We start from the raw sequence: 25,792 nt of genomic DNA, 5'->3' as shown, positions 1-25,792 counted from the left end.
CAATGAGGCGAGGGATTACGCTTCCGGGGACGGCTCGTCGTCGGCGAGCCCATATTTGTAGGCGAGACGCACCAGCTCGGCCAGCGAGCGCGCGCCCATCTTCTTCATCACCCGGGCGCGGTGCACCTTGACTGTCTTCTCGACGATCTGAAGATCGGCGGCGATCTGCTTGTTGAGCCGCCCGGCGATGACGCGGGCGAAGACGGCGCGCTCGCGCGGCGTCAGGCCGGCGAGACGCGCTGCGATGTCGCTGACCTCGGCCTCCTCCTCGCGTGATACGGCGTCGCGCGCAATGGCGGCGCGCACCGCGGCGAGCAGCACCGTCTCGTCGAAGGGCTTGAGGAGGAAATCCATGGCGCCGCTTTTCAGCGCCGTGATCGTCGCCGGCACATTGTTCGCGCCCGACATGAAGATCACCGGCTGGCGGTGCGCGGTGGCGGCGAGTTTGCTCTGGACGTCGATGCCGGAGAGGCCCGGCAGCGCCATGTCGAGCAGGATGCAGCCCGGCGTCGCCGGATTGTGCTCGGCGAGGAACAGAGCCGGATCGCTATAGGCTTTGGTGTCGAAGCCGCCGGCGGTGAGCAGCCGCTTTACCGCGCGCAGAACCGACGGATCGTCGTCAACCAAATACACGAGAGGACTCGGTGTCCTCATTTTCCACCTCTATGGGTAACGGGAGATCGAAGGAGAATGTCGCGCCGCCGCCGGGATTGCCCTGTGCGAAGAGCTGGCCGCCATGCGCCATGATGATCCAGTTGCAGATCGGCAGACCGAGGCCAAGGCCCAGCGCCTTGGTCGTGTGGAACGGCTCGAACAGAAACTGCAGATTGCTGTCCGAAATGCCTTCGCCGGTGTCGGTGACCGAGACGCGCAGGTGCCCGGCCCTGGTCCTCTCGGTGACGATATGCAGCGATTTCTCAGGCGCGGGCATCTGGTTCATCGCTTCGCCGGCATTGACGAAGAGATTGAGCAGCACTTGCTGCAGCTGCACCGGATCGCCCTCGATCATGGCGCAATCGGTGCAGAAATCCTTGGTGACGCGCACCCCCTTGAGGACGAGATCGCTCTTGGAGAAGGCGAGCACACCGTCGATGAGCTGGTTCATGTCGACCCGGCGGCGCGCCATCTCGTCCTTGCGCAGAAGCGAGCGCAGATGGCTGATGATGTCGCCGGCGCGCATATTGTCGGCCATGATGTCTTCGAGGATCTGGCGGATCTCGGCAATGTCGTAGCGCTTGTGCGAAAGGATGCGGCGCGCCGCCTGGGCGTTGCTGAGGATGGCGGTCAATGGCTGGTTCAGCTCATGGGCGAGCGCGCCCGAAAGCGCGCCCAAGACCGACACACGGGTGAGATGGGTCAGCTGCTTGCGCTGCTCGACCGCTTCCTGTTCCGCCTGCTTGCGCGAGGTGATGTCCATGAGGACGCCCAGCAGATGGTCGGGCTTGCCGCCACGCCGGCTGCGCGGCGTGGCGCGCGATGCGATCCACTGGATGGACCCGTCAGGCTGGAGGAGGCTGTACTCCGCTTCGCATTGCCGGCCTGTGATCATGGCCTCCTTCATGCGCGTTTCGGCCAGAGCGCGTTCTTCGCCTTGCAGGCAGTCGAGGAATTTTTCGCGCGGCATCGTCGTGCCGCCGGTGAGCCCGAGCATCGTGCGGCAATGGTCGGAGGTCCACACCATGTCGGTTAGCGGATCCCAGTCCCATAGTCCCAGATTGGCGGCGGCGACCGAGATCTCGATCTGGTCGCGGCTGTCATGGGCGGCCTCCTCGGCGTGGCGCCGGCTTTCGACCTCGCGATGGAATTTGAGGACGAGATAAGTGAGGCCGGCGACGATTATGAAAATAAAAAGGAAGGTGCCGCTCGTCATATGCCAGGCGGCAACGAGAAGCGGGGCGCTCGCCAGCGACTCCATGCCGAATGCCGCCGGCGCGATCGCCGCTGCAAGCATCGCGACTAACGGAATCAGGCACAGCAATCTGATGATCGCATCCGGGACAGGCTGTACTGACTCAATTGCCTCGAGCGTCAAGCGCAATGCTGACACCTCCCAAGCTCGGCGTTGCCGTCCCCGGCTTAGTCAGTGCTCCCGGTATACCGAGAGAATAGTTCAATGATTGTCCGTTGATCAAGCGTCTTGAACGTTCAACAGGCAAGTTGTTTCACTCGCACAAGTTGTGTTGGGGGTGGGTTTTGTTTAAATTACCAGACCCTGGAAAGTATTCGTTCACCTTCTGCGGGCTCTCAGTCTTCTCCAATCTCCTAGAGGTGATGTGAAACTGAGAAAGTGAAAGTATAGAGCGCAGCGGGATCTCGCGCAGCTTTGTTCGGCCCGGCAGCGTTCCATTTTGACATATCGCACTCATGCGGTAGAGCGGGGTCTCGTTGTCTCCCGGACTTTAGCCATGCCCCGCCTTTCCGTTTTCGAGCTCGATGATACCGGGCTGATCGCGCTCCAGGCCGATCAGCGTTTCAGCTATGCGCTGCATGTGCCGGAGGCCTACCGCCCGGAGGCCGAGGCGGTCCAGGCGTTCGACGTCATCATCGCGGTGCATGGCTCGGACCGGCCGGCGATGGGATATCGCGACGGCTTCTCCGGCCTCGCCCGCAAGCTCGGCTGTTTCGTGCTGGCGCCGCTGTTTCCCATCGGCATCATCGAGCCCGGTGAGGTCGACAATTACAAATTCATCGACTTTCGCGGCCTGCGTTACGACCAGTTGCTCATCACTATGATGGCGGAGATCGAGGCCCGTTATCGCATCCGCTTCCGCCGCGCCGTCATGCACGGTTTCTCGGGCGGCGGCCAGTTCGTCCACCGCTTCTATTATCTTCACCCCGAGAGGCTCACGGCGGTGTCGATCGGGGCGCCCGGTCGCATCACGCTTCTCGATGATACGCGGCCCTGGTGGGTGGGCACGGCGGATGTGGCGCGCCGCTTCGGCCGCACGATCGATGTCGGCCGGCTGCGCGAGGTCAAGGTGCAGCTGGTGATTGGTGCGGACGATACGGATATGCGCGGCATGGTGATGACGGAGGACAGCCCCGGCTGGATGGCGGGCGCCAATGATGCCGGACGCAACCGGCGCGAGCGGCTCGAGACGCTCAGGAGCAATCTCGCCGATCACGGCATCACGTCGCGGCTCGATATCGTGCCGGGCGTCGCCCATGTCGGACAAGGTCCGATCCTCGATGCAGCGGCGGTATTTTTCGAGGAGTGTCTTAAGTAGGCGGCCTGGCACCGCGAAGGCGAAGGAGCTGGTCGGCGACAAGACAAACGGGATGATCCATAAAGGGACATGGATCCAAAGGACGGGAGGAAACGATGAAGAAGATGAACCGCCGCACGACCCTGAAGCTTGGGGCCTCTGCCGCATTGTTCGCGCCGGCCATTATCGGGCGCGCACCGGTCGCTTCGGCGCAGGACGCGTTCAAGGACGAGAGCCTGATCGTCGTCTCCTGGTCGGGCAATCACGAGCTCAATTTCCGCGAGGCGGTGATCAAGCCTTTCAATGAGAAATACGGCACCAAGGCCGAGACGGTCGGCGGCTGGGATCAGATGGTGGCGCAGATCGTCGCCGCACCCGCCGACAACCCGCCCTTCGATCTCACCATCGCGGACGAATATACGACCGCCGCCGGCCTTGCCGAGAAGCTCTTCCTCGAAACCGACCGCAGCAAGATCAAGGGCCTCGACACCGTCTTCCCGTGGTTCGACGAATTGCGCGGCGAGGCGAAGAAATTCGGCGTTCCCTTCGGCGGTGGTTCCTTGTGGATGCTCACCGCCAAAAGCACGGGCTTCAAGCCCGACAGCTGGAAAACCTTCTGGGACGAAAAACTGCGCGGCAAGACGACGATGGACGCCGCCGCCTTCTATTGGGATCTGTGCATTCCCGCTTTGCTTTCCGACAAGCTGCCGGGCATCGGCGAAGTGTTCCAGAAGCCCGCCGACATGGAGCCGCTTTTCCTCGAGCTCGAAAAGCTCAAAATGGCGAAGTGGTACAAGGACGGGGCCGAGCTCTCCAATCTGATGCTGCAGGACGAGGCGCAGGTGGCGATGATGTATTCCTCCGACGCCTATGGCTTCATGAAGGATCATGGTGGCGATTTCGACGCGGCGATCCCCAATGAGGGCACCGCTTCCTACACCAACTGGTTCATGAAGGTGCGCGGCACGAAACATGGCGATCTCTCCGATCTGTTCATGAGCTACCTGCTCGAGAAGGAGACGCAGCAGGCCTTCCTCAATGTGGCGACCGACTTCATGGCGCGTTCCGATCTCGAAGCGCCGGCGCATTGGCCGAATTATCCCAAGTCGAATGACGACATGAAGCGCATGTTCAATCTGTTCAGCCTCGATGGCTGGACGACCTTCGGGCCCAACTGGGACGTGCTCGATGCACGCATGAAGGAGACGATCACCCGTACGACGCAAGGGTGATGCCGCGGCGGAGGCTGTTGTCCTCGGGATCTGGCTGCGTTTTATGTAGCCATCATCTATCAGCGTTCTTCTGCGCATATTCGAGGAGCGGCATCATCAGGGCGAAGAGCTCGGCCTGCGATGAGAGATTGCATTTGCCGTAGAGCTGCTTGCGGAAGACCTTCACCGTCTGCGGGCTGATATCGAGGTGGAGACCGATCGAGGGTGATGAATGGCCCTGCAGGATGAGCAGGGCCACTTCCGCTTGGCGCCGGCTCAAGGTGACATTGTGCAGCGCGCGCATCGCGGCGATGAGGCTGTCGGTGATCGATTGCGCTGGTGTTTTCGTCGGTAGCGGCGTCTCTTGCGCCGCCGCCCGATGCGCCTTGAGCAGGGCCATGATCACGCTCTCATAGCGGCGCAGATTTTCTTCCGCCTTCTGGGTGAAGAGCTGATCGGATGAGATGTCCTTGCCCATCGAGATGGTGAGCGTGGCATTGTCGCCTTGCGGCAGGATCACCGAGATCTCATCGGTGATGCCGATCTTGCCGTAATACCATTTGTAATAGCGGCTGCGGCGGAACTGATCGGGCGCCACCTCAAGCAGGCGGTAGAGGCCGGCGGCGCCGCGCTTGAGATGATAGTGGTAGATCGGGTCGAGCAGATAAGCGGCCGGCAGATATTGCTCGTCGAGATAGCTGAACACATCCGGCCCATGGATCTCGCGATAGAGCACCGCCGGCGTGGCGGTGCCTTGGAAGGCGATGACGATCACATTGTCATAGGCGATGCACCGCCTGAGGAAATGAGCGACGGCCGGGTAGAAGCCGGGCTTGCCGATGGTGCCGATCGCGGTGCTGAGGCTGTCGAGGTCGGAGTCCATAATATAATGCCCGATATTCATACCCCGATGGGGGTATATACCCCTCATTTTGGTCATATGTAAGGTAAAATCAAGATAGAGAGGGGTATGGGAAAAGACGGAAAACCGTCCGCCCGGGAGACCTCTCTATCCCGCCTGATGATAGCGCGTGACAGGAAAAGTGGGCACCGGTTTTCCGCCCGGTCACGCGCTAAGTATAAGATTCCGATCACGTTTATCACTTTAGGTCGAGCCGACCTAAAGTGATCGTGATCTAGAGGACGGAGATATGAAGCGTGACGTGGACCACGGCGCCATGGCCGTGGTCGGCTATACGACGCCCTGGGCTGTCCAAGCCGGGAAGCATGTCGAGCTGCATCTTTCCTGCGGCCGCCCGGTCACGCACGTTTCCGTCCGCCGGTTGGACGTTCCGGATCCGGAACGAGTGAGCTGGCCCGTCGACGTCCTCAATGTGCCGTTCCGGCGTACCTTCGAGCAGGGATCGTATCTGCAGGTCGCGGCATCCGAGCTCGCCAAGGCGCCGCCTATCACCGGGATATCCTTCGAGCTTTATCTCACCCGCAATGACGGGGAGCGCTGCATCGCCGCCTGCGATGCCTTCGAGCTCCAGCTGAAGGATGGGGTGGTTTCGCTCCTGCAGGCAGGGCGGACACTGATCGATTCGGTTCCGATACCATCCTTTGTCTGGTTGAGCATCGCCCTCGCACAGGAAGCGCAGGGCCTTTCGCTGTCCATTCGTGGCCATGATCTCCTGGCGCCTGTCGAGGTCCGCCGCCATCTGGTCGACGCCGTCTGGAAGGCTCCCGCAGCCGAGCTGCGCTTCGGCAGCAGCGGCAAGGACGACGAAAAGACGCTCAACGCGAAATTTGCGAGGCTGACGCTCGCGACCCAAAGCGGCCCCGTGACATGGGGCTTCCCGACACTCCTGCCGGACGGTCCGATCCTGTCGGAAAACGGGCTCGCGCTCGACGCGGTCAATCTGCCGGCCTTCTGCATGACGTCGCCGCGCTGGGACGGCTCGAGCTACGAGCCCCGCCTGGTGCCGTCGCATTATGACGCCGTCCATTGCCATGACGACGACATGGCGCCACTCGCTTGGCCCGCTTCCCATCGTCTGCGCGTGCCCGTAGACGCAGCGCCCGGCATCTATGCCTTCGACGCCGACCATGACGGCGGGAGCGAAGAGATCGTGTTCTTCGTCACCTCATCGGTGAAGCGGGCGCCGCTCCTCTTCCTGGTGCCGACCGCCACCTATCTCGCTTATGCCGATGAATATCTGCCGAAGCATCTCTATGACTGGAAATGCGAGGACCGCGCGCACGCCTTCGCCGTCGCCAACAATCTGAAATCGCTCTACGACTATCATGGCGATCTGTCCGGCGTGTCGATCTGCTCATGGCGCAAGCCCAAGACGACGTTGCGCAGCGACTATCTCTATCCGCTGTGCGGCGCGCCGCATAATTTGCCCGTCGACCTGCATCTCCTGCGTTTCTGCCACGCCAATGGCATCGCATACGATCTGATCACCGATCACGATCTCGACCGGGAGGGCAGCGCTGCACTCGCTGGTTATCGCGCCGTCGTCACCGGCAGTCATCCCGAATATATGTCGGTCGGGATGGAAGGCGCCTTGCGGAACTTCGCGGCCGAAGGCGGCTCCATCGCCTATCTCGGCGGCAATGGTTTTGCCGGCACCGTCGCTTTTCGTGACGATCTGCTCGAGCTGCGCCGCGGGCCTACCGAAGCGGGACGCACCTGGGATGGAAAGCTCGCCGAGCAATCTCTGGCGCTCACCAACGAGCCCGGCGGCTATTTGCGCTCGCGCGGACGTGGCGAGTTCTCGCTCATCGGCGGGGCGATCTCGCTGATGGGTTTCGACGGCGCCAGGCCCTTCACCCGCACGCCTGAGAGCTTCGGCGAAAAATGCGCCTGGCTGTTCGAGGGTGTCGAGAACGAGACATTCGGCGATCATGGACTCGTGCTCGGTGGCGCGGCGGGCTACGAGGTCGATGCCACCGATCTCACGCTCGGCACCGCGCCCGACACGATCGTCGTGGCCACCGCGACCGGCTTCCCCGAGAGCTTCGGCCACGATCCGACGCGCTGGTATGAAGGCGGCGAGGCGCAGATGCAGACGCAGCGCGTCGCCGAAATGACCTTGCGCTTTCTCGCCAAAGGCGGGCTCATCTTTTCAGCGAGCTCGGTCGCCTGGTGCGGCGCGCTGCCCGAACCCGGCCGTATGAACGATGTGGGCCGCATCACGCTCAATCTCTTGCACTCCCTTTCGCAACCAAAACCGGAATAACAACAGAGGAGATCCCGGAATGCTGAAGAAACTAGCCCTGGCGGCGGCGCTGATGGCGGCGTCGATCACCACCGCGGTGGCGGAGCCGGTCAAGCTCGGCCTGCAGCCCTGGCTCGGTTATGGCCCGCTCTGGGTCGCCGAGCAGAAAGGCTTCTTCGCCAAGCATGGCGTCGAGGTGGAGCTCACTACCTTCAACTGGGACCAGGACATGACCGCCGCCCTCGCCAGCGGCAATCTCCATGTCATCGCCGCGGCCACCAACGGCCTCATCACCAATTTCAACCAGGGCGTCGATCAAAAAGGCTTCCTGGTGATGGATCTGTCCTTCGAGGCGGACGCCGTCGTCGCCGGCGCGGCGATCGGCACCATCCCCGAGCTCAAGGGCAAGAAGGTTGCCTTCGAGGCCGGCACCACCAGCGATCTCCTGATCAACTATGCGCTGAAGGAGAACGGCCTGTCGCTCGCCGATATCGAGCATGTGCCGATGGGCGCGTCGGAAGCAGGTCTCGCTTTGATCTCCGGCCGCGTCGACGCCGCCGTCACCTATGAGCCCTATGTCTCGACCGCGCTGGCGCAAGACAAGAGCTACAAGGTGATTTTCACCTCGGCCAAGAAGCCGGGCCTCATCTCCGACATGCTGACCGCCAACTCGACCTGGATCAAGGAGCATTCGAAAGAGGTGCAAGGCATGATCCGCGCCTGGGACGAGGCGATCAACTTCATCCGTGCCAACCCGAAGGAGGGCGGTGAGATCATCGCCAAAGCGGTCGGCAGTCCGATGGCGGAGTTCGAGCCGGCCTTCAAGGGCGTGCGCTTCTACAATGTCGCCGAGAACATGGACTTCCTCAAAGGCGACTTCCAGGCGACGATCCAGGAGATCGGCGAGATCATGAAGGCGACCAATCCGAAGGAGATCACCAAGGTCCCGACGGCGGACGAGCTCCTGATGCTCGACGACCTCAAGGCCGTCGCGGCGAAGTAATCCCCGATATCGTCGCGGGGCCTGGTTCAGGTCCCGCGACCAACATGTGATGGAAAGCGATATGTCCCAGAACCCGCGTCAAGGCATCGGGAGGCTGTTCCGCCTCCGGCAGGAAATCCCGGCGAGCATCTTCTCCGCCGCGGGCTTCGTCGTGCCCGTCGCCCTGCTTTTCCTGTGGTGGCTGATCACCAGTCTAGGGCTCGTCAAGCCGCTGTTCCTGCCGAGCCCCGGCGCGGTGCTGGAAGAGGGCTGGCGCCAGCTCAGCGAAGGCATTCTCGTCTCGGACGCCTCCGTCAGCATCTATCGCATTCTCATCGGCTGGCTCGCCGCCACGATCGTTGCGGTGCCGGTCGGCATTCTCATGGGCAATTTCCGCATCATCGAAGGGGCGCTCGAGCCCTTGATCTCGACGGTGCGCTACATGCCGGTGGTGGCGCTCATCCCGCTCTCCATCCTGTGGGCGGGCATCGGCGACATGCAGAAAGTGCTCATCCTGTTTCTCGGCACGTTCTTCCAGCAATCCTTGATGATCATGGACAATGTGAAGAACATCGACCGCAATCTCATCCGCGCCGGGCAGACGCTGGGTTTCAGCAATTTCGAGATCCTCTACCGCATCATCCTGCCGGCCGCTCTGCCCGGCATCTGGGACACGTTCCGCATCACCATCGGCTGGACCTGGACCTATCTCGTGGTGGCCGAGCTCGTCGCCGCCAGCGAAGGCTTGGGCCGGCGCATCATGGACGCGCAGCGTTATCTCGCCACCGACACGATCCTGTTCGGCACCTTGTTCATCGGCCTCATGGGCCTCCTCACCGACTATCTCTTCAAGAAGTCCGGCCGGGCGCTGTTCCGCTGGAACAATCAGTCAAGATGAGCACAGCTTTGAAAACCAAAGTCGCCATAGACGGCGTCGGCAAGATCTTCCAGGTCGACGGCTCGCCCGTCACCGCCATCGAGCGCATCGATCTCGACATCAAGGAGAACGAGTTCGTCTCCATCGTCGGCACCTCGGGCTGCGGAAAATCGACGCTTCTCAATATCGTCGGCGGACTCGACGAGCCGACCTCGGGCGAGATCCGCATCGATGGCGCCAGGGTCTTGGGGCCGGGGCGCAATCGCGGTTTTGTCTTCCAGTCCTACAGCCTGTTCGAATGGATGACGGTCAAGGGCAATATCCGCTTCGCGCTCGAAAAGAGCGCGCTCGGCAAGGCGGAGAAGGACGAGCTCGTCAGCCATTTCGTCCAGGCGGTCGGGCTTTCCGGCTTCGAGAATGCCTATCCGCAGCAGCTCTCGGGCGGCATGCGCCAGCGTGTCGCCATCGCCCGGGCGCTCGTCTACAAGCCCTCCATCCTTCTGATGGACGAGCCCTTCGGCGCGCTCGATGCGCAGACGCGCGGCATGATGCAGGAATTGCTGCTGAAGGTCTGGGAAGACCACAAGGTCACGGTGCTGTTCGTCACTCATGATGTCGATGAGGCGATCTTCCTCGCCGACCGCGTTATCGTGCTGGCGAGCCGGCCCGGCAAGGTGAAGAAGGACCTTACCATCAAGCTGCCGCGGCCGCGGTCCTTCGAGCTCGTCACCGATCCGCAATTCACCGTCTACAAACGCGAGATCCTCACCGATATCCGCGAGGAGACGTTGAAGGTCATGGCGCTCGATCGCAAATAATCAAAGAGAGTATCGATGTCCGAATTTCCCAAAGTCGCTCTGCACGACCTCGCCAGGCTGTCGCCGCCTGAGCGCCAGCAGCTGTTGCTGCGCATCGATGCTGATCTCGATCCTTTCCTCGAGGGCGTCAAGCCGATCATCGCGGCGGTGAAGCAGGAAGGCGATGCGGCGCTGGTGCGTTATGCGAAGATGTATGACCGCGCCGATCTCGATGTGAGCGGCATCGCGGCGAGCGAAGCTGAATTCGACGAGGCCTTTGCCGCGCTCGATCCCGACATGATCAAGACGCTCGACTATGCCGCCGGCAATATCCGCCGCTATCACGAGGCGCAATTGCCGGGCGAGATGTGGATGAAGGAAATCCGTCCGGGCGTGCTCGTCGGCGAACGCTTTACGCCGATCGACAGCGTCGCCGTCTATGCGCCGCGCGGCAAGGGCTCTTTCCCGTCGATGACCCTGATGACCGCCATTCCGGCGGTGGTGGCGGGGGTTCCGCTGCCGATCCTGCTCACGCCCGCCGGTCCCGACGGCAAGGTCGATGCGGCGACTTTGGTGGCAGCGAAGCTCGCCGGCATCACCCACGTCTATAAAGCCGGCGGCGCCGTCGCGGTGGCGGCGGCGGCTTTCGGTACCCAGACGGTGCCGCGCTGTTGCAAGTTCGAAGGGCCGGGAAGTCCCTGGGTGGTGGCGGCCAAGCGGCAGCTGCAAGGCATCATCGGCTCGCGGGTTGCGGCGGGCCCCAGCGAAGTGATCGTCTTTGCCGATGAGACGGCCGATCCGCGCCTGGCCGCTCTCGATCTCCTGATCGAGGCCGAGCACGGCCCCGACAGTTCGGCCTTCCTCGTCACGCCGTCGCGGGACGTGGCGGAGAAGGCGATGGCCGCCTTGCCGGAATTCTGGCGCCAGATGGGCGCGCAGCGCGTCGACTATGCCGGAACCGTGCTCGGGGGGACCCGTGGCGGTATCGCACTCGCCGCATCGCTCGGTGAAGCCTACGACTTCATCAACGACTATGCGCCCGAGCATCTGCAGATACTTTCCAAAGCGCCTTTCGAGCACTTGTCTCATATCCGGAATGCATCGGAGATATTGCTGGGTGAATATGCGCCGGGCTCGATCGCCAATTACCTGATGGGGCCCAATGCGGTGCTGCCCACCGGGGGGGCGGCGCGCTTCAGTTCGCCCTTGGGCGTGCATGATTTCATGAAAAGCGCCTCGATCGGCCATATCACACAAAAGGGCTATCGCGAGATGGCCCCTCATACGCACCGCTTCGCCCGCTATGAGGGTTTCGATGCGCATGCCAATGCCGTCTCTTCCCTGCGCGGGCAATAACATCACCGTTGCGTCAATTCCCTAAAAAGGCTCATATGCACTTATGGGTGCTTTGAATCTGAAGGGGAATTCTATGAGTCGACTGGCGCGTTTCTTGACTGTGGCTGGAATGGCGGCGGGTGTATTGGCGGCGAGCGCCTACGCCGCCACATCGCAGGAAACGGGCAATCAGGAGAGCCAGCCGGCCCAGCAGAAGCAGACCCAGAACGCGCCGCCGCGCGAGGCTTGGGCGACCACTTGCACGTCGCCCGCCCGCGGTCAGCCGCAGGACTGTGTCATGGAGCAGCGCGCCATCGCCAGCGAGACGGGTCAGGCGCTCGCCTTGATCACCATCCGCGTGCCGCAGGACACCAAGAAGCCGGTGACCATGATCCAGATACCGCTCGGCATGTTCCTGCCGGCCGGCCTGTCGATCGATGTCGACGGTAATCTGTCACAGACCTATCCGTTTCAGACCTGCAATGCGAATGGCTGCTTCGTCGGCTTTCCGGTTCCCGATCCGACGATCCAGGCCATGTTCAACGGCAACAAGCTCAACATCACTTTTCAGAATCTGAACAAGAAGCCGGTTGTGCTGCCGATGTCGCTGGCCGGATTCACCGGCGCCTATAACCGGATCAAATAGGCCGGATTGGCCTGATTACGTCGGTTGCGTTATGCTCTCCCCCTCATGAGGGAGAGCATCGATGCCCGTGATCCAGGTGAAGCGCATCTATGAGCCGCCGGCGCGCGGCGACGGCCTGCGCATCCTGGTCGATCGCATCTGGCCGCGCGGCATTTCGAAGGAAAAAGCGGCGCTGGATTTCTGGGCCAAGGACGTGGCGCCCTCGACCGACTTGCGCAAATGGTTCCATCACGATCCGGAACGCTGGGCCGAATTCCGTACACGTTATCTGGCTGAGCTCAAAGCGCACCGCGCGGAGCTCGACGAGTTGCGGGCGAAGATCGCCGGTCATCGCGCGACTTTGCTTTATGCTGCCGCAAACATCACCCAGAATCACGCTCATGTCCTGAAGGACGTGCTGGAGCGATAGTCCTCGCTCCGTTCATTTCATCTCCCTGATCAGGGGCGCTTGACTCGCGCTCAAAGCGCCCTTATTCCTCGTGAGAAATAAATATCAGTATATGAAATTTATTTCATATCAACCATAGCGCAAGGCCCTGGCGCCTTGCGGGTCTCTCGGGAGGAGAACATGAAGATCAAGTCGCTTATCACAGCGCTCGCCGCCGGCATGGTTCTGTCGACGACGGCGGTCAAGGCCGAAGGAAACGCGTTCCGCTGCGCGGAAGGCGAGACCTACTACATGAATGTCATGGTCTCGGGCGTCGAATACTGGTTCCCGGTCTATGAAATGTTCAAGCAGGCGGCACACTCGATGGGCTGCAAGACGGCCTATACCGGCACGCCCGAATATGACGTCAACAAGCAGATCGCCAGCTTCGATCAGGTGCTGGCCAAGAAGCCGGCCGGCATTCTCGTTCATCCGATGAATTCCGATCCCTTCATCGAGCCGATCAACCGTGCGGTCGAGTCCGGCGTGCCGGTCGTCACCTTCGCGGCGGATTCGCCCAACAGCAAACGCATCTCCTATGTCACCTCCGACAACAACCGCGAGGGCGCCTATGCCGCGGACGTGATCGCCAAGGCGCTGGGCGGCAAGGGTGAATATGGCATCCTCGAGAATCCGGGCCAGGACAATCACGACAAGCGCGTCGCAGCCTTCATCGCCCGGATGGCAGAGAAATATCCCGACATCAAGCTGGTGGCGCGCGCCGCCTCGAACCAGGATCCGACCAAGGCCTATAACGCCGTGCTCACCATGGCGCAGGCGCATCCCGATCTCGGCGCCCTGTTCATGCCGGAAGCCAATTCGGCACTGGGTGCGGCGCAGGCCGCCCAGGAGCTCGGCGGCAAGATCAAGGTCATGAATGCCGATGTGAACGGCAAGATCCTCGACATGATCAAGCAGGGCCAGGTCTATGGCGCGATCAATCCCAATCAGGGCATGCAGGGCTATATGGGCTTCATGCTACTGTTCCTCGCCGCGCATCCGGATCTGATCGACCCGATGAACGACTATAAGCGCGCCAGCTACAATCCGATGGGACTGCCGGTGGTCGACAATGGCTTTGCCGTCGTCACCAAGGACAATGCCGACGACTTCTATTGGGATGCCTATCTCAAGCGTCGCGGCACCAAGGGCATCGAGGAATAACAAGGCCTGGGGCGGGGCGCTCCGGCGTCCCGCCACCTACCTTCTTCGCGATCGGCATTCCATGACACACGCTCTCGCTCTCGAAGCCAGAAACATCTCCAAGGCCTTCGGCCCGGTCAACGCGTTGAGCGATGTCAGCTTCGGCCTGCGCAAGGGTGAGGTGCATGCGCTGGTGGGCGAGAACGGGGCCGGCAAATCGACGCTGATGAACATCATCGACGGCATCCTCAAGCCCGATGCCGGCGAAATCCTGATCGATGGCGAGAAGGCCGACATCGCCTCTCCAGAAACAGCGCAGCGCCTCGGCATCGGCTTTGTGCACCAGGAAATCGCCTTGTGCCCCGACATCTCGGTCGCCGAGAACATCTCGATGGCGGCTACCAATCGCCGCCGCGCCTTCCTCATGAATTATGCCGAGACATGGGCACGGGCCGAGACGGCACTGGCCAATCTCGGTGACGTCGACCCCTATGCCAGGACCGGTGACCTCTCGATTTCCGAGCAGCAGATCGTCGAAATCGCCAAGGCGCTGACGCTCGACTGCTCCATCCTGATCCTCGACGAGCCGACCGCCGCCTTGACCGAACGCGAGGCGGTGAAGCTCTTCGACATCATGGCGCGGCTCAAGCAGCGCGGCATCAGCATCATCTATATCAGCCACCGTATGGCCGAGATCTTCGCCCATTGCGACCGCATCACGGTGTTGCGCGACGGGCGCCATGTCTGCACCAAAGATGTCGCCGAGACCGATCCCGAAGACATTGTGCGACGCATGGTCGGCCGCCATCTGGGCGATCTCTATCCACCGAAGAACGCGGCGAGCGCCATGGCCGATGATCTGCTCGCGGTCAAAAATCTCAGCGATGGAGAGCGCTTCTTCGATGTGAGCTTCGCCTTGCGCAAGGGCGAGATCCTGGGCATTGCCGGGCTCATCGGGGCTGGGCGCACCGAGATCGCGCTGGGCCTGTGTGGTCTGCGGTCCGTCGTCTCCGGCGAGGTCAGCCTCGACGGCGAGAACATCACGCCCCAGTCCTATTCCCAAAGCATCGCGACGGGCGTCGTCTACCTGTCGGAGGATCGCAAAGGGGCTGGCGTCTTCGTCGACCTGCCGATCGCCGCCAATGTCTCGGCGCTCGCCATAGAGCAGGTCTCACGCAAGCCGGGTTTCGTCAGCCGATCGCGCGAGCAGGCGCAGGCGGCGAGGCTCGGCGCCGCGCTCAAGCTCAAATGCGGCTCGCTCGATGATGCCGTCGCCACTCTATCCGGCGGCAACCAGCAGAAGGTCGCTCTCGCCAAGCTGCTTTCGGTCGGCCCCAAGGTGATCGTGCTCGACGAGCCGACGCGCGGCGTCGATGTCGGCGCCAAGGCGGAGATTCATCGCATCCTGCGCGATCTCGCCACGCGCGGCATCGGCATCATCGTGATTTCGTCGGAGCTGCCGGAGCTCGTCGGCCTGTGCGACCGGGCGATTGTCATCCGGGAAGGCCGCATCGCGGGTGAAGTGACAGGCGACGACATGAATGAGGAGGAGATCATCCGCCTCGCCTCCGGTATGGGGCAAAGGAACGGGAGAGGGGCATGAGCGCCATGGAAGAGATCAGCGGGTCGCAAACCAGGTCTGGCATGTCCTGGCGCAGCCTCGGCAACATGCGGGAATTGGGGCTTGTCCTCATCATCCTCGCTCTGTGCGTGGTGATGAGCTTCGCCTCGCCCTATTTCCTCACCTGGACCAATTTCCGCGCCATGCTGCTGTCCTTCTCGATCGAGGGCATCGTGGTGGTCGGCATGACCGTGCTGCTCATCGTCGGCGCCATCGACCTTTCGGTCGGCTCGGTTGTCTGCTTTTCGATGGTGGTCGGCGGCTTCTTCTTCCTGGCCGGGCTCGATCCGTGGAGCGCCAGCCTGCTCGCCATTGCCGCCTGCGCCGCGATCGGCGCGCTGATGGCGCTGTGCGTCACCCGCATCGGGCTCCATTCCTTCATCGTCTCGCTCGCCTTCATGGTGATCGTGCGGGGCCTCTGCCTCGCCATCACCGGCGGCACGCCTCTGTCGCTGTTCTCGCTGCCGGCGAGCTTCAAATTCATCGGCCAGGGCACCGTCTATGGCATCCCGGTCGTCATCATCATCTTCGCCGTGGTGGTCGCCATCTTCGACTTCCTGCTGCGCAAGGCGACCGTCTTCCGCAAGGTCTTCTATACGGGGAGCAACGAAAAGGCGGCCGAGTATTCCGGCATCCGCACCAACCGGGTGAAGTTCTTCTGCATCGTGCTGTGCTCGACGCTGGCGGGGCTCGCCGGCGTCATCTACATGGCGCGCTTCGGCGCCGCGACGCCCACTTTCGGCCTCGGCATGGAGCTCAACATCATCGCCGCGGCGGTGATCGGCGGCGCCAGCCTGAAAGGCGGCTCGGGCTCCATTCTCGGCGCCATATTGGGCATGGCGCTCTTGTCGGTCGTCTCCAGCTCGCTCATTCTGCTCGACGTCTCGCCCTACTGGCAGGACACGATACGCGGCCTGATTCTGCTCGCCGCCGTGTCGTTCGACCATGTACTGCACAACCGCAAGAAGGCCAGGCCGCAGCGCCCGGCCCGGCAATAGGACGTTTCATGGCAGGCAATGACCAGGCTGACGATTTCGACCGCGCGCGCAAGATCCACCGGGTGCTGGTGATGCATTATGTCGAGGGCCTGAGCCAGGCCGAGATCGCCAAGCGCACCGGGCTTTCACATCCGACCGTCAACCGGCTGGTCAAGGAAGGCCATGAGCGCGGCTATGTGCAGATCAAGGTCACCTCGCCGCTGCAGCCGCTGTTTGAGATCGAGCAACGGCTCATCGCCAAAAGCAGCCTCAGTGAGGCGATCGTCACGCCGTCGGCTTCCGATCAGGAGGACGTCAATCTCGCCAATGCGGGGCGGGCGGCGGCCGACTTCCTACTGTCCAAGCTCAAGGACGGCGACACGATTTGCGTTTCCGGCGGGCAGGGTGTCGGCGCGGTGATTGCCGCGCTGGCACCGTCGCGCGCTTATGATGTGACCGTGGTGCCGGCAACGGGCGGCGTGCAGGGCAAATATTTCACCGACGTCAATCACCTGGCGGCGCAGCTGGCGCGCAAGCTGCAAGGCCGTGCCTTCCAGATCCACGCGCCGGTCTTCGCCGCCTCGCGCGCCGAGCGTGACGTGCTGCTCCAGGTCCAGTCGGTGCGTGAGGTCCTGGCGCGGGCGCGCGACGCGGCCATCGCATTGGTCGGCATCGGCTCGGTCCTGCCGGAGGAATCGACCTATCGCAGCCTCATGCCGCAAGGCGTCAAGGGCAAGGGCGAGCTGGCCCGCATCGGCGCCGCCGGCGAGCTCGTCGCCCATCTGATCAATGGTGACGGCAAGCTCTGCGCCTATGCGCTCAATGACTGCGTGATTGGCCTGACGCTCGACGAGTTCAAGGCGGTGCCGCTCACCATCGGCATCTCGTCTGGCGCCCGCAAGGCCGCACCCATCGCCAGCGTGCTTAAAGGCGGCTTCCTCAATGTGCTCGCCACTGACGAGGCGACCGGCAGTCTCATCATCGACATCTTGAAAGGATAGGATCATGGCAAAGAGCAATTCGACCCGGGCGATGGGCCGATCGGACGTCGCCGCCAGCGCCATCGGGCTCGGCACCTGGGCAATGGGCGGCTGGATGTGGGGCGGCACCGACGAGGCAAAATCGGTCGCGGCGATCCGCGCCTCGATCGACAAGGGCATCACGCTCATCGACACCGCGCCGGCTTACGGCCTCGGCAAGGCGGAAGAGATCGTCGGCCAGGCCATCGCCGGGCGGCGCGACGAGGTCGTGATCGCCACAAAATGCGGACTGGTCTGGCATACCGACAAGGGCAATCATTTCTTCGATGAATTGGGCCAGCGGGTGCATCGCCATCTGGGGCGCGAGTCGATCCGGCATGAGCTCGAGCAGAGCCTGCGCCGGCTCAGGACCGATTTTATCGATCTCTACATCACCCATTGGCAGGACCCGACGACGCCCATCGCCGAGACCATGGCGACGCTGCTCGACCTCAAGAAGGAGGGTAAGATACGCGCCATCGGGGTCAGCAATGTCAGTGCGGAAGAATTGAAGGCCTATGTGGCGGAAGGCCAGGTCGATGCCATCCAGGAGCGCTACAGCATGATCGATCGCGAGATCGAAAGCAGCCTCTTGCCGATCTGCCGGCAGCATGACATCGCGAGCTTAAGCTATTCATCCCTGGCGCTGGGCCTCCTCTCCGGCAAGATCGGGCCCAACCGGGTTTTCGAAGGTGACGACCTGCGCAAGGGCAATCCGCGTTTCGCTCCCGACAATCTCAAGCGCGTCGCCGCCTTCATGGCCGAGATCGATCCTGTCGCTGTGGCGCATCAAGCAAGCCTGGCGCAACTGGTCATCGCCTGGACCATCGCGCAGCCCGGCATCACCTATGCACTGTGTGGCGCCCGTGACAGCGACCAGGCGGTCGACAATGCCGGGGCTGCGGGAATCGTGCTCAGCTCCGAGGAAGTGAAGCGCATCGATAGAGCAATCGCCCAACATCTGGCGCCGGTCGCTGCCGCCGCCTGAACCAGCACCGATCGATCATCATGACCCAGGACCGCCTTCGCAGGCTGGAGAAGCTGCGCCGCAAGGAGCGCCCCGACGTTCTCGTCGTGGGCGCCGGCATCAACGGCATCAGCATCTTCCGCGAGCTGGCGCTGCAGGGCGTCGATGTCGTGCTGGTCGATCGCGGCGACTTCATGAGCGGGGCGAGTGCGGCGCCTTCGCGCATGATCCATGGTGGGTTGCGCTACATGGAGAATGGCGAATTCGGGCTCGTCAAGGAATCGCTCGCCGAGCGCAATGCGCTGCTCGCCAATGCGCCGCATTATGTGCGTCCGCTGCCGACGCTGATCCCGATCAGCGATCATTTCTCCGGCGTGGCATCGGCGGTCCGGCGGTTTCTCGGCGGCAAGGCGCAGCCGGGCAAACGCGGGTCACTGATCGTGCGGCTCGGTTTGACGCTCTATGATCTTTATGCCGGCGCGGGCCGGGTCCTGCCGCGGCATCACTTTCTCAACCGCGACAGCTTGCGGGCGCGCTGGCCGACGCTCCGCTCCGACGTCATCTGCGGCGCCGTCTATCACGACGCCCGCATCACCTATCCGGAACGTCTCGGCATCGAGCTTGTCCTCGATACGGAAATGGCGGCAACGCAGGCGCTCGCCGTCAACCATGTCGGCCTCGTCGCGCAGAAGGAAGGCCGTGTCGTCCTCAAGGACAATCTGACGGGGGCGGAATTCACCGTTACACCGGGTATCGTCGTCAATGCCACCGGCGCCTGGATCGACATGACCAACGGCGCGCTCGCGGTGCGACCGCCGCGGCTGATCGGCGGCACCAAGGGCTCGCATCTCGTCATCGCCAATGACGCGCTTGAGCAGGCGCTCGGCGATACCATGGTTTATTACGCCAATCGCGATGGCCGGGTGTGCATCGTCTTCCGGCATCTCGGTCACGTGCTGGCGGGATCGACCGACATCCGCGTCGACACGCCCGACAATGTGCGCTGTGACGAGGCGGAAAGCGCCTATATCCTCGCCGCCTTGCGCGAGATCTTTCCGGCGATCGCGATCGGCGATGCCGATATCATCTACCGTTTCGCAGGCGTGCGGCCTTTGCCGGCAAGCGCCACGGAAGTGAATGCCGAGATCTCGCGTGATCATCGCTGCGAGTGGCTCGCCGATGATGCCGGCGCGTCCATGCCGGTGCTCAATCTCATCGGCGGCAAATGGACGACGTTCAGGGCTTTTGGCGCGGAAGCGGCGGACGCCGTCCTGGCGCGGCTCGGTGTACAGCGCCGGCAGGGGACGGAGAAACTCTCGATTGGCGGCGGCAGGAATTTTCCCGCTGACAAAGACGCCTGGGTCGCGCGGGTCGCCGCGACGAGCGGCCTGCCGTCGGAGCGGGTGGCGTGTCTTCTCGAACGTTATGGCACTCGCGCCGAAGAGCTGTGCGTGACGTCCGATGAGGCTTTGCGGTCGCTGCCGAATTATGGCCGGGGTGAGATCGAATGGCTGATCGAAAACGAGCAGGTGACGCGGCTCGCCGATCTGGTCCTGCGCCGCATGGCCGTGGCGATGACGGCCGAGCTTTCCATGTCGGGGCTTGAAGAACTCGCCACCATTGCCGCCGCGGCGTTGGGTTGGGACGGGCAGCGGCGCGCCAGCGAGCTGGCGGGACTGCGCAGCCTGCTCGCGCGCGATCATGGACTTACCGCGGAGATGCTCCGCCGACGCAATCTGGAAGAAGGATTATCCGATGTACGACAGCAAGAAACTGCGCATGAACCGGCTGTTTCAGGCCGGTAAATGCCTCGATGTGGCAATCGATCATGGCGTGTGCAACGAGCCCTCGTTCCTCGACGGGCTCGAGGATATGGGGCGCGTGGTCCAGATGCTGGCGGCGGCGGGCCCCGATGCGATTCAGATGAATACCGGCCAGGCCGATCTCCTGCAGGGGATTCCGGGCAAGGCCAAGCCGGCGCTGGTACTGCGCATCGACATGGGCAATCCCTATAACCGGCAGCGCCATCGCGAGATGTGGGCTCTCCTGCAGAATGCGCAGGATCCGGTGCTGCCGGCGGTGAAGCTCGACGCCGCCTGCGTCGTCGTCAACCTGTTCATGCTGCCGGACGAGCCGGGCCTGTTCCGCCAATGCGTCGAGAATATCGCCAGGGTGCGGCTCGATTGCGAGAAATACGCGATGCCCTTGATGATCGAGCCTCTGGTCATGCAGCCCAACAGCGAGCGTGGCGGCTATCTGGTCGATGGCGATGCCGAGAAGATCGTGACCCTGGTGCGGCTTGCCCGCGAGATGGGGGCTGATATCATCAAGGCCGATCCGACCAGCGATCCGCGCGACTTCCACCGGGTCATCCAGGCGGCCCGCTGTCCGGTGCTGGTAAGGGGCGGTGGCAAGGCCGATCTGCGTCAGGTCTTCGCCAATTCCTACGAGCTCATGAAGCAAGGGGCGCATGGCATGGTCTATGGCCGCAACATCTACCAGCATGACGCGCCGGGGCGCGTCGTGAAGGCGCTGATGGCCATGATCCATGACGGCGCCAGCGACGCCGAGGCCTGGCGCCTTTATGAGGCGGCGGCATGAGCGAGCTGCTGCTCGGCATCGATGCCGGCAATACGGTCGTCAAGGCGGTCCTGTTCGACCGGCGCGGCCAGGTCCAGGCCAAGGCGGCGCGCGACGGCCGTTCGCGCGAGCCCGAGCCCGGCCATGTCGAGCGCGATATCGCCGAGCTGTGGCGTAATGCGGCCGATGTCGTCAAAGAGTGCTTGGCGCAAGCGGATGCGAAGGGCGCGGATGTCGCCGCGGTCGGTTTGTCCGGCCATGGCAATGGCCTCTATCTGCTCGACCGAGAGAACCGGCCGCTGCTCGGCATCCAGTCGCTCGATAATCGCGCCGCCGGTTTCGTCGAGGAGCTCGGCCAGGAAGGCGCGGCGCAAAAGGCCTATCCGCTGTGCCTGCAGAAGCCGTGGCCGGCGCAGACCGCGACCTTGCTTGCCTGGGTGAAGCGCCATCGCCCGGAGATCTATCGCTCGATCGGTACGGCCTTTCTCTGCAAGGACGCTCTCGCCTTCATGCTGACGGGTGAGCGAAGCACTGATTTTTCCGATATGAGCGGTAGCGGCCTGATGCATATCGCGGCGCGGTCTTATGACGATGCGCTGCTTGCGGCCTATGGTCTCGAGGACGCCATGGCGTTCCTGCCACGGCTTGTCCAATCGGACAGGATCGCCGGGCGCATCAGCGCTGATGCCGCCGGCCTCACGCAGCTTGCGGCGGGCACCCCGGTCGCCGCCGGCTTCTTCGACATCATCGCCAGCGCGCTCGGCGCCGGCGCGTCCATGCCCGGGCAGGCGGCGATCGTCGCCGGCAGCTGGGGCATCAACCAGATCATCCTCGACCGGCCTTTGGTCGATGAACGCATCTTCCATGCCGCGACCTGGCGGTCGGATCGCTTTGTGGCGGTCGAGTCGAGCGCCACCTCGGCGGTCAATCTCGAATGGTTCGCGCGTGAGATCATGGGCGGCCATGACGCGGCGATCTTTGCGCGCTGTAACGAGCTGGTGTTGCAGGTTGCGGCGGATCCCGACCTGCCGCTGTTCCATCCGTTCCTCTATGGCTCGGCGACGGCACCCGATGCGAAGGGCGCCTTTCTGGGCTTGAGCGGCTGGCACGGCAAGGCGCATCTGCTCCATGCGCTTTATGAAGGCGTCGTCTTCGAGCATCGCCGGCATATCGACCGGTTGCGCGCGGCGGGGGCGCGTTTCGAAGAGGCGACCTTGTCGGGCGGTGGCGCGCGCAGCGCCGTCTGGTGCCAGATGTTCGCTGATGGCATCGGCGTGCCGGTCACTGTCGCCGAATGCGAGGAGACGGGCGCGCTCGGCGCCGCCATCGCGGCCGGCGTCGCGGGCGGTTTGTTCGACAGTCTGGAAGCGGGCGTCGCCGCGATGGTGCGTCCGAAGACGCGTTATGCGTCGCGCCCGGAGACTGGCGGCCTCGGCAAAGCGCGTTATAGTCTCTATCTTGATCTGGCCGAAATGCTGCCACGGCGCTGGAAGGCCTATCGATCGGAGATTTCGTGACGCAACGGCGCCATCTCGGGACCTGGGATTATGTGATCATCGGCGCCGGCTCGGCGGGCTGCGTGCTCGCCAACCGCTTGAGCGCAAGCTCACGCAATCGCGTGTTACTGCTCGAGGCCGGCGGCTCCGACAACTATCACTGGATCCACATTCCCATCGGCTATCTCTATTGCATGGGCAATCCGCGCACCGATTGGGGTTACAAGACGGTGGCGGAAACCGGGCTCAATGGGCGTTCGCTGGTTTATCCGCGCGGCAAGGTGATGGGCGGCTGCTCGTCCATCAACGGCATGATCTATATGCGCGGCCAGGCGGCCGACTATGATCACTGGCAGCAGCTCGGCAATCCCGGCTGGAGCTGGGAAAACGTGCTGCCGCTGTTCCGCAAGTCGGAGCATCACCATGCGTTGGACGGGCCGTTTCACGGCCAGGATGGCGAATTGCGGGTCGAGCGGCAGCGGCTGTCCTGGCCGATCCTCGATGCGGTGCGGGAAGCCGCGGAAGAATTGGGCGTGCCGAAGATCGATGATTTCAATGGCGGGGATAATTTCGGCTCATCCTATTTCGAAGTGAATCAGAAAGCCGGCTTCCGCTTCAATGCCGTGCGCGCCTTTCTGGCCCCAGTGCGGCATCGTTCCAATCTTACCATTTTGAGTTACGCACAGGCTGAACGCATCCTGTTCGACGGCAAACGCGCCAGCGGACTCGAGCTGAAGCTCAAAGGCGAAACCGTCCGTCTCGGCATCGGCAAGGAGCTTGTTCTGTCGGCAGGCGCCATCGGCTCGCCGCAGCTCCTGCAGTTGTCAGGCATCGGCCCGTCGGCGCTGCTCGGCCGGCATGGCATTCCGGTGCTGCATGAGCTTTCAGGCGTCGGTGAAAATCTGCAGGACCATCTGCAGATCCGCACGGCGTTCAAGATAACGGGCGCCGCCACCTTGAACGAAAGACAGGCGCGGCTTTCGGGCAAGCTCGGCATCGCGCTCGAATATGCTTTCCGGCGCTCGGGGCCGATGGCGATGGCGCCGAGCCAGCTCGGCATATTCATGCGCTCGGATCCGCGATTTGCGACACCGAATATCGAATTCCATGTCCAGCCGCTGTCGCTCGAGCGTTTCGGCGAGCCTTTGCATGCCTTTCCGGCGATCACCGTGTCGGTGTGCAATCTGCGCCCGGAATCGCGCGGCTCGGTGCGCATCACCTCGGCCGATCCCTTTGCGCATCCGGAGATTGCCCCAAATTATCTCTCAACCGCGGGCGACCGCGATGTCGCGGCGCAATCGATCACCATCGCGCGGCGATTGATGCAGACGAAACGGCTCGCCCGCTATCAGCCGGTCGAGTTCAAGCCGGGCGTGGAAATCCAGGCGCCGGAGGAGCTGGCGCGTGCGGCGGGCGATATCGCGACGACCATCTTCCATCCCGTCGGCACGGCGAAAATGGGAACCGACGCGCAAAGCGTCGTCGACCCGACACTGCGCGTTCACGGCATCGAGGCTCTGCGCGTCGCCGACGCCTCGATCATGCCGACCATCGTTTCCGGCAATACCCATGCGCCGGCGGTGATGATCGCCGAAAAAGCGGCTCAACTCATCGGCACGTGAAGCTGTTCTCTATTCCTTGACGACGTGCCAGACGCCGCCCTTGCCATCGCCCATGGCATCGCCGGCCTTCTTGTCGTCCATGTAATAATAAAGCGGATGGCCGTCATAGGTCCATTGCATGGCGCCGTCCTTGCGCTTCGACTTGGCCCAGTCCTTGCCCATCTTGTCGCCCTTGTGGACGAGATAAGGCGGCCAGTGCTTGGCGCAGTCGTCATAGCAGCTGGACATCTTACCTTTGTCCTTGTCGAAGGTGTAGAGCGTCATGCCCTTGGAATCGGTCAGCATACCGGCGGCATAAGCCCCCGTCGCCGACAGCAGCACGGTGAGGGTCACTGCAGAGATTGCCAGCTTGCTCATGGGAGGTTCTCCTTGGAGGTAACGCAAATGTCGATCGTCAAAGCCTCCGGCCTTGACGGGATTCGCAGTCCTTTGAATGCCGTTCCTGATTTCCTTTACGCCACCCGCGCGCCGCTATTCCCCATCTCCACATTGCCAAACTGTAATCGATTGGCTTAAGTCAGTGCCTCCCTCCCTTCATGCGGCAAGGTCCGATGCCCCTTCTCAACAATGTTTCCGAAACCCATCCCGAAATCACCGGCTGGCGGCGCCAGCTGCACAGCCGGCCGGAACTCATGTTCGACGTCCATGAGACGGCGAAGTTCGTCGCCGGAAAGTTGCGCGACTTCGGCTGTGACGAGGTGGTGACCGGCATTGGCCGCACCGGCGTCGTTGGCCTGATCCGCGGTCGGCATGGCGATGGCCCGGTGATCGGGCTCAGATCCGACATGGATGCGCTGCCGATCACCGAGGCGACCGGCCTCGACTATGCCTCGCAGGTCACCGGCGTGATGCATGCCTGCGGCCATGACGGCCATACCGCCATGCTGCTCGGCGCCGCCCGCCATCTCTGCGAGACGCGCAATTTCAAAGGCGCCGTGGCGGTCATCTTCCAGCCGGCCGAGGAAGGGGGTGGCGGCGGGCGCGAAATGGTCGAGGACGGCATGATGGAGCGCTTCGCCATCACCCAGGTCTTCGGCCTTCACAACGAGCCGGGGGTCGCGGTCGGCCGCTTCTCGATCCGTGCCGGCGCCTTCATGGCGGCCTTTGACGAGATCACCATCACCGTCACCGGACGCGGCGGTCATGCCGCCATGCCGCATCAGACGATCGATCCGATCTTCATCGGCGCCCAGATCATCACGGCGCTGCAAGGCATCGTGGCGCGCAACACCGATCCGCTCGATTCCCTCGTCGTCTCGATCACCAAATTCCATGCCGGCGATGCGATGAATGTGATCCCGCCCTCGGCCGAGCTTGCCGGCACGGTGCGCACTTTGTCAAAAGAGGTGCGTGAGGCGGCCGAGACACGCATCCGCGAGACGGTGGAAGGTGTCGCGAAGGCTCTGGGCGGCCAGGCGACGCTGTCCTATGTCCGCAAATATCCGGTGACCGTCAATCATTCGACCGAAACCCAACTCGCCATCGCCGCGGCGCGCGACGTCATGGGGCATGAGGCGATCGAGACGGAAGCGAAGCCGATCATGGGGGCCGAGGATTTCGCCTTCATGCTGGAGGCGCGGCCGGGCGCCATGATCTTCCTCGGCAATGGCGATACGGCCTGGTGCCACAATCCCGCTTACGATTTCAATGACGAGGCGATACCGGTCGGTGTCAGTTACTGGGTCAGGCTCACCGAAATGGTGCTCAAGCCTTGATGAA

The 25,792-nt window shown here is 62.9% G+C and carries 23 protein-coding genes; 19 read left to right on the top strand and 4 right to left on the bottom strand.

Annotated elements, in window-relative coordinates:
• Positions 1-15 precede the first annotated feature (15 nt).
• The gene (locus JHL16_RS21650) at positions 16-633 is read right to left on the bottom strand and encodes a response regulator transcription factor (RefSeq protein WP_348647249.1); all 618 of its coding nucleotides are present in this window, start codon (positions 631-633) and stop codon (positions 16-18) included.
• On the bottom strand, positions 620-1,951 hold the full coding sequence (locus JHL16_RS21645) for a PAS domain-containing sensor histidine kinase (RefSeq protein ID WP_200186891.1): 1,332 nt from the start codon (positions 1,949-1,951) through the stop codon (positions 620-622). The genes JHL16_RS21650 and JHL16_RS21645 overlap by 14 nt, the downstream gene beginning before the upstream one ends.
• Before the next feature lie 454 nt (positions 1,952-2,405).
• Here JHL16_RS21645 and JHL16_RS21640 point away from each other — a divergent pair, with 454 nt between their 5' ends.
• Both JHL16_RS21640 and JHL16_RS21635 read left to right on the top strand, forming a co-directional pair.
• Positions 2,406-3,227: an alpha/beta hydrolase family protein gene (locus JHL16_RS21640; protein ID WP_200186890.1), complete on the top strand. Its 822-nt coding sequence runs from the start codon at positions 2,406-2,408 to the stop codon at positions 3,225-3,227.
• Between the two features lie 95 nt (positions 3,228-3,322).
• Entirely contained in the window at positions 3,323-4,438 is a 1,116-nt protein-coding gene (locus tag JHL16_RS21635; RefSeq protein WP_200186889.1) for an ABC transporter substrate-binding protein, read from the top strand.
• Positions 4,439-4,490: 52 nt separating this feature from the next.
• Here the strand turns inward: JHL16_RS21635 and JHL16_RS21630 are convergent, their stop codons facing one another.
• Positions 4,491-5,300, bottom strand: coding sequence for a helix-turn-helix transcriptional regulator (locus JHL16_RS21630; RefSeq protein ID WP_200186888.1), 810 nt, complete (start codon positions 5,298-5,300; stop codon positions 4,491-4,493).
• A gap of 268 nt (positions 5,301-5,568) precedes the next feature.
• On the opposite strand from JHL16_RS21630, the gene JHL16_RS21625 reads away from it, so the two are divergent.
• The 16 genes from JHL16_RS21625 to JHL16_RS21550 all read left to right on the top strand — a co-directional run bounded on the left by JHL16_RS21625 (position 5,569) and on the right by JHL16_RS21550 (position 24,073).
• On the top strand, positions 5,569-7,605 hold the full coding sequence (locus JHL16_RS21625) for a N,N-dimethylformamidase beta subunit family domain-containing protein (protein WP_200186887.1): 2,037 nt from the start codon (positions 5,569-5,571) through the stop codon (positions 7,603-7,605).
• 19 nt (positions 7,606-7,624) lie between these two features.
• Positions 7,625-8,587, top strand: a complete 963-nt coding sequence (locus JHL16_RS21620) for an ABC transporter substrate-binding protein (protein ID WP_200186886.1) — start codon at positions 7,625-7,627, stop codon at positions 8,585-8,587.
• Between the two features lie 61 nt (positions 8,588-8,648).
• Positions 8,649-9,464, top strand: a complete 816-nt coding sequence (locus JHL16_RS21615) for an ABC transporter permease (RefSeq protein WP_246770997.1) — start codon at positions 8,649-8,651, stop codon at positions 9,462-9,464.
• A complete protein-coding gene (locus JHL16_RS21610; protein ID WP_200186885.1) occupies positions 9,461-10,261 on the top strand; it encodes an ABC transporter ATP-binding protein in 801 nt (266 codons plus the stop codon). Before JHL16_RS21615 ends, JHL16_RS21610 begins: the two co-directional genes overlap by 4 nt.
• A 15-nt stretch (positions 10,262-10,276) precedes the next feature.
• Positions 10,277-11,596: a histidinol dehydrogenase gene (gene hisD, locus JHL16_RS21605; protein ID WP_200186884.1), complete on the top strand. Its 1,320-nt coding sequence runs from the start codon at positions 10,277-10,279 to the stop codon at positions 11,594-11,596.
• A 100-nt stretch (positions 11,597-11,696) separates the two neighbouring features.
• The gene (locus tag JHL16_RS21600; RefSeq protein ID WP_348647263.1) at positions 11,697-12,221 is read left to right on the top strand and encodes an invasion associated locus B family protein; all 525 of its coding nucleotides are present in this window, start codon (positions 11,697-11,699) and stop codon (positions 12,219-12,221) included.
• Between the two features lie 61 nt (positions 12,222-12,282).
• On the top strand, positions 12,283-12,630 hold the full coding sequence (locus JHL16_RS21595; protein WP_200186882.1) for a DUF488 domain-containing protein: 348 nt from the start codon (positions 12,283-12,285) through the stop codon (positions 12,628-12,630).
• Between the two features lie 198 nt (positions 12,631-12,828).
• Entirely contained in the window at positions 12,829-13,812 is a 984-nt protein-coding gene (locus JHL16_RS21590; protein ID WP_246771115.1) for a substrate-binding domain-containing protein, read from the top strand.
• 61 nt (positions 13,813-13,873) lie between these two features.
• Positions 13,874-15,394 carry a sugar ABC transporter ATP-binding protein gene (locus JHL16_RS21585; RefSeq protein WP_200186880.1) on the top strand — a complete coding sequence of 507 codons (1,521 nt, stop codon included), beginning with the start codon at positions 13,874-13,876 and terminating at the stop codon, positions 15,392-15,394.
• A gap of 5 nt (positions 15,395-15,399) precedes the next feature.
• The gene (locus JHL16_RS21580) at positions 15,400-16,410 is read left to right on the top strand and encodes an ABC transporter permease (protein ID WP_246771114.1); all 1,011 of its coding nucleotides are present in this window, start codon (positions 15,400-15,402) and stop codon (positions 16,408-16,410) included.
• A gap of 8 nt (positions 16,411-16,418) precedes the next feature.
• Entirely contained in the window at positions 16,419-17,390 is a 972-nt protein-coding gene (locus tag JHL16_RS21575) for a sugar-binding transcriptional regulator (RefSeq protein ID WP_200186878.1), read from the top strand.
• A gap of 4 nt (positions 17,391-17,394) precedes the next feature.
• A complete protein-coding gene (locus tag JHL16_RS21570; RefSeq protein ID WP_200186877.1) occupies positions 17,395-18,396 on the top strand; it encodes an aldo/keto reductase in 1,002 nt (333 codons plus the stop codon).
• A 20-nt stretch (positions 18,397-18,416) separates the two neighbouring features.
• Positions 18,417-20,180, top strand: coding sequence for a glycerol-3-phosphate dehydrogenase/oxidase (locus JHL16_RS21565; RefSeq protein ID WP_200186876.1), 1,764 nt, complete (start codon positions 18,417-18,419; stop codon positions 20,178-20,180).
• Positions 20,131-20,976 (top strand): class I fructose-bisphosphate aldolase, encoded by an 846-nt coding sequence (locus JHL16_RS21560; protein WP_200186875.1) that lies wholly within the window; start codon positions 20,131-20,133, stop codon positions 20,974-20,976. The genes JHL16_RS21565 and JHL16_RS21560 overlap by 50 nt, the downstream gene beginning before the upstream one ends.
• Positions 20,973-22,472 carry an FGGY-family carbohydrate kinase gene (locus JHL16_RS21555; protein ID WP_200186874.1) on the top strand — a complete coding sequence of 500 codons (1,500 nt, stop codon included), beginning with the start codon at positions 20,973-20,975 and terminating at the stop codon, positions 22,470-22,472. Before JHL16_RS21560 ends, JHL16_RS21555 begins: the two co-directional genes overlap by 4 nt.
• Entirely contained in the window at positions 22,469-24,073 is a 1,605-nt protein-coding gene (locus JHL16_RS21550) for a GMC family oxidoreductase N-terminal domain-containing protein (RefSeq protein ID WP_200186873.1), read from the top strand. The genes JHL16_RS21555 and JHL16_RS21550 overlap by 4 nt, the downstream gene beginning before the upstream one ends.
• Before the next feature lie 9 nt (positions 24,074-24,082).
• On the opposite strand, the gene JHL16_RS21545 is transcribed toward JHL16_RS21550, so the two are convergent.
• The gene (locus JHL16_RS21545; RefSeq protein ID WP_200186872.1) at positions 24,083-24,430 is read right to left on the bottom strand and encodes a COG4315 family predicted lipoprotein; all 348 of its coding nucleotides are present in this window, start codon (positions 24,428-24,430) and stop codon (positions 24,083-24,085) included.
• 194 nt (positions 24,431-24,624) lie between these two features.
• Here JHL16_RS21545 and JHL16_RS21540 point away from each other — a divergent pair, with 194 nt between their 5' ends.
• Complete coding sequence (locus JHL16_RS21540; RefSeq protein WP_200186871.1) at positions 24,625-25,788, top strand: M20 aminoacylase family protein; 1,164 nt, start codon at positions 24,625-24,627, stop codon at positions 25,786-25,788.
• The last annotated feature ends 4 nt before the right edge of the window (positions 25,789-25,792 follow it).

It is taken from the genome of Taklimakanibacter albus, from assembly GCF_016595235.1.
Classification (GTDB): domain Bacteria; phylum Pseudomonadota; class Alphaproteobacteria; order Rhizobiales; family Aestuariivirgaceae; genus Taklimakanibacter; species Taklimakanibacter albus.
The sequence above is the reverse complement of the archived record's forward strand: the minus strand, read 5'-3'. Positions and strand labels throughout refer to the sequence as shown.

Coding starts and splice junctions, on each gene's coding strand:
- JHL16_RS21615 (WP_246770997.1), top strand. CDS start 8,649: ATGTCCCAGAACCCGCGTCAAGGCATCGGGAGGCTGTTCCGCCTCCGG.
- JHL16_RS21585 (WP_200186880.1), top strand. CDS start 13,874: ATGACACACGCTCTCGCTCTCGAAGCCAGAAACATCTCCAAGGCCTTC.
- JHL16_RS21560 (WP_200186875.1), top strand. CDS start 20,131: ATGTACGACAGCAAGAAACTGCGCATGAACCGGCTGTTTCAGGCCGGT.
- JHL16_RS21570 (WP_200186877.1), top strand. CDS start 17,395: ATGGCAAAGAGCAATTCGACCCGGGCGATGGGCCGATCGGACGTCGCC.
- JHL16_RS21645 (WP_200186891.1), bottom strand. CDS start 1,951: ATGCTTGCAGCGGCGATCGCGCCGGCGGCATTCGGCATGGAGTCGCTG.
- JHL16_RS21545 (WP_200186872.1), bottom strand. CDS start 24,430: ATGAGCAAGCTGGCAATCTCTGCAGTGACCCTCACCGTGCTGCTGTCG.
- JHL16_RS21590 (WP_246771115.1), top strand. CDS start 12,829: ATGGTTCTGTCGACGACGGCGGTCAAGGCCGAAGGAAACGCGTTCCGC.
- hisD (WP_200186884.1), top strand. CDS start 10,277: ATGTCCGAATTTCCCAAAGTCGCTCTGCACGACCTCGCCAGGCTGTCG.
- JHL16_RS21640 (WP_200186890.1), top strand. CDS start 2,406: ATGCCCCGCCTTTCCGTTTTCGAGCTCGATGATACCGGGCTGATCGCG.
- JHL16_RS21565 (WP_200186876.1), top strand. CDS start 18,417: ATGACCCAGGACCGCCTTCGCAGGCTGGAGAAGCTGCGCCGCAAGGAG.
- JHL16_RS21630 (WP_200186888.1), bottom strand. CDS start 5,300: ATGGACTCCGACCTCGACAGCCTCAGCACCGCGATCGGCACCATCGGC.
- JHL16_RS21625 (WP_200186887.1), top strand. CDS start 5,569: ATGAAGCGTGACGTGGACCACGGCGCCATGGCCGTGGTCGGCTATACG.
- JHL16_RS21635 (WP_200186889.1), top strand. CDS start 3,323: ATGAAGAAGATGAACCGCCGCACGACCCTGAAGCTTGGGGCCTCTGCC.
- JHL16_RS21595 (WP_200186882.1), top strand. CDS start 12,283: ATGCCCGTGATCCAGGTGAAGCGCATCTATGAGCCGCCGGCGCGCGGC.
- JHL16_RS21610 (WP_200186885.1), top strand. CDS start 9,461: ATGAGCACAGCTTTGAAAACCAAAGTCGCCATAGACGGCGTCGGCAAG.
- JHL16_RS21580 (WP_246771114.1), top strand. CDS start 15,400: ATGGAAGAGATCAGCGGGTCGCAAACCAGGTCTGGCATGTCCTGGCGC.
- JHL16_RS21575 (WP_200186878.1), top strand. CDS start 16,419: ATGGCAGGCAATGACCAGGCTGACGATTTCGACCGCGCGCGCAAGATC.
- JHL16_RS21555 (WP_200186874.1), top strand. CDS start 20,973: ATGAGCGAGCTGCTGCTCGGCATCGATGCCGGCAATACGGTCGTCAAG.
- JHL16_RS21540 (WP_200186871.1), top strand. CDS start 24,625: ATGCCCCTTCTCAACAATGTTTCCGAAACCCATCCCGAAATCACCGGC.
- JHL16_RS21620 (WP_200186886.1), top strand. CDS start 7,625: ATGCTGAAGAAACTAGCCCTGGCGGCGGCGCTGATGGCGGCGTCGATC.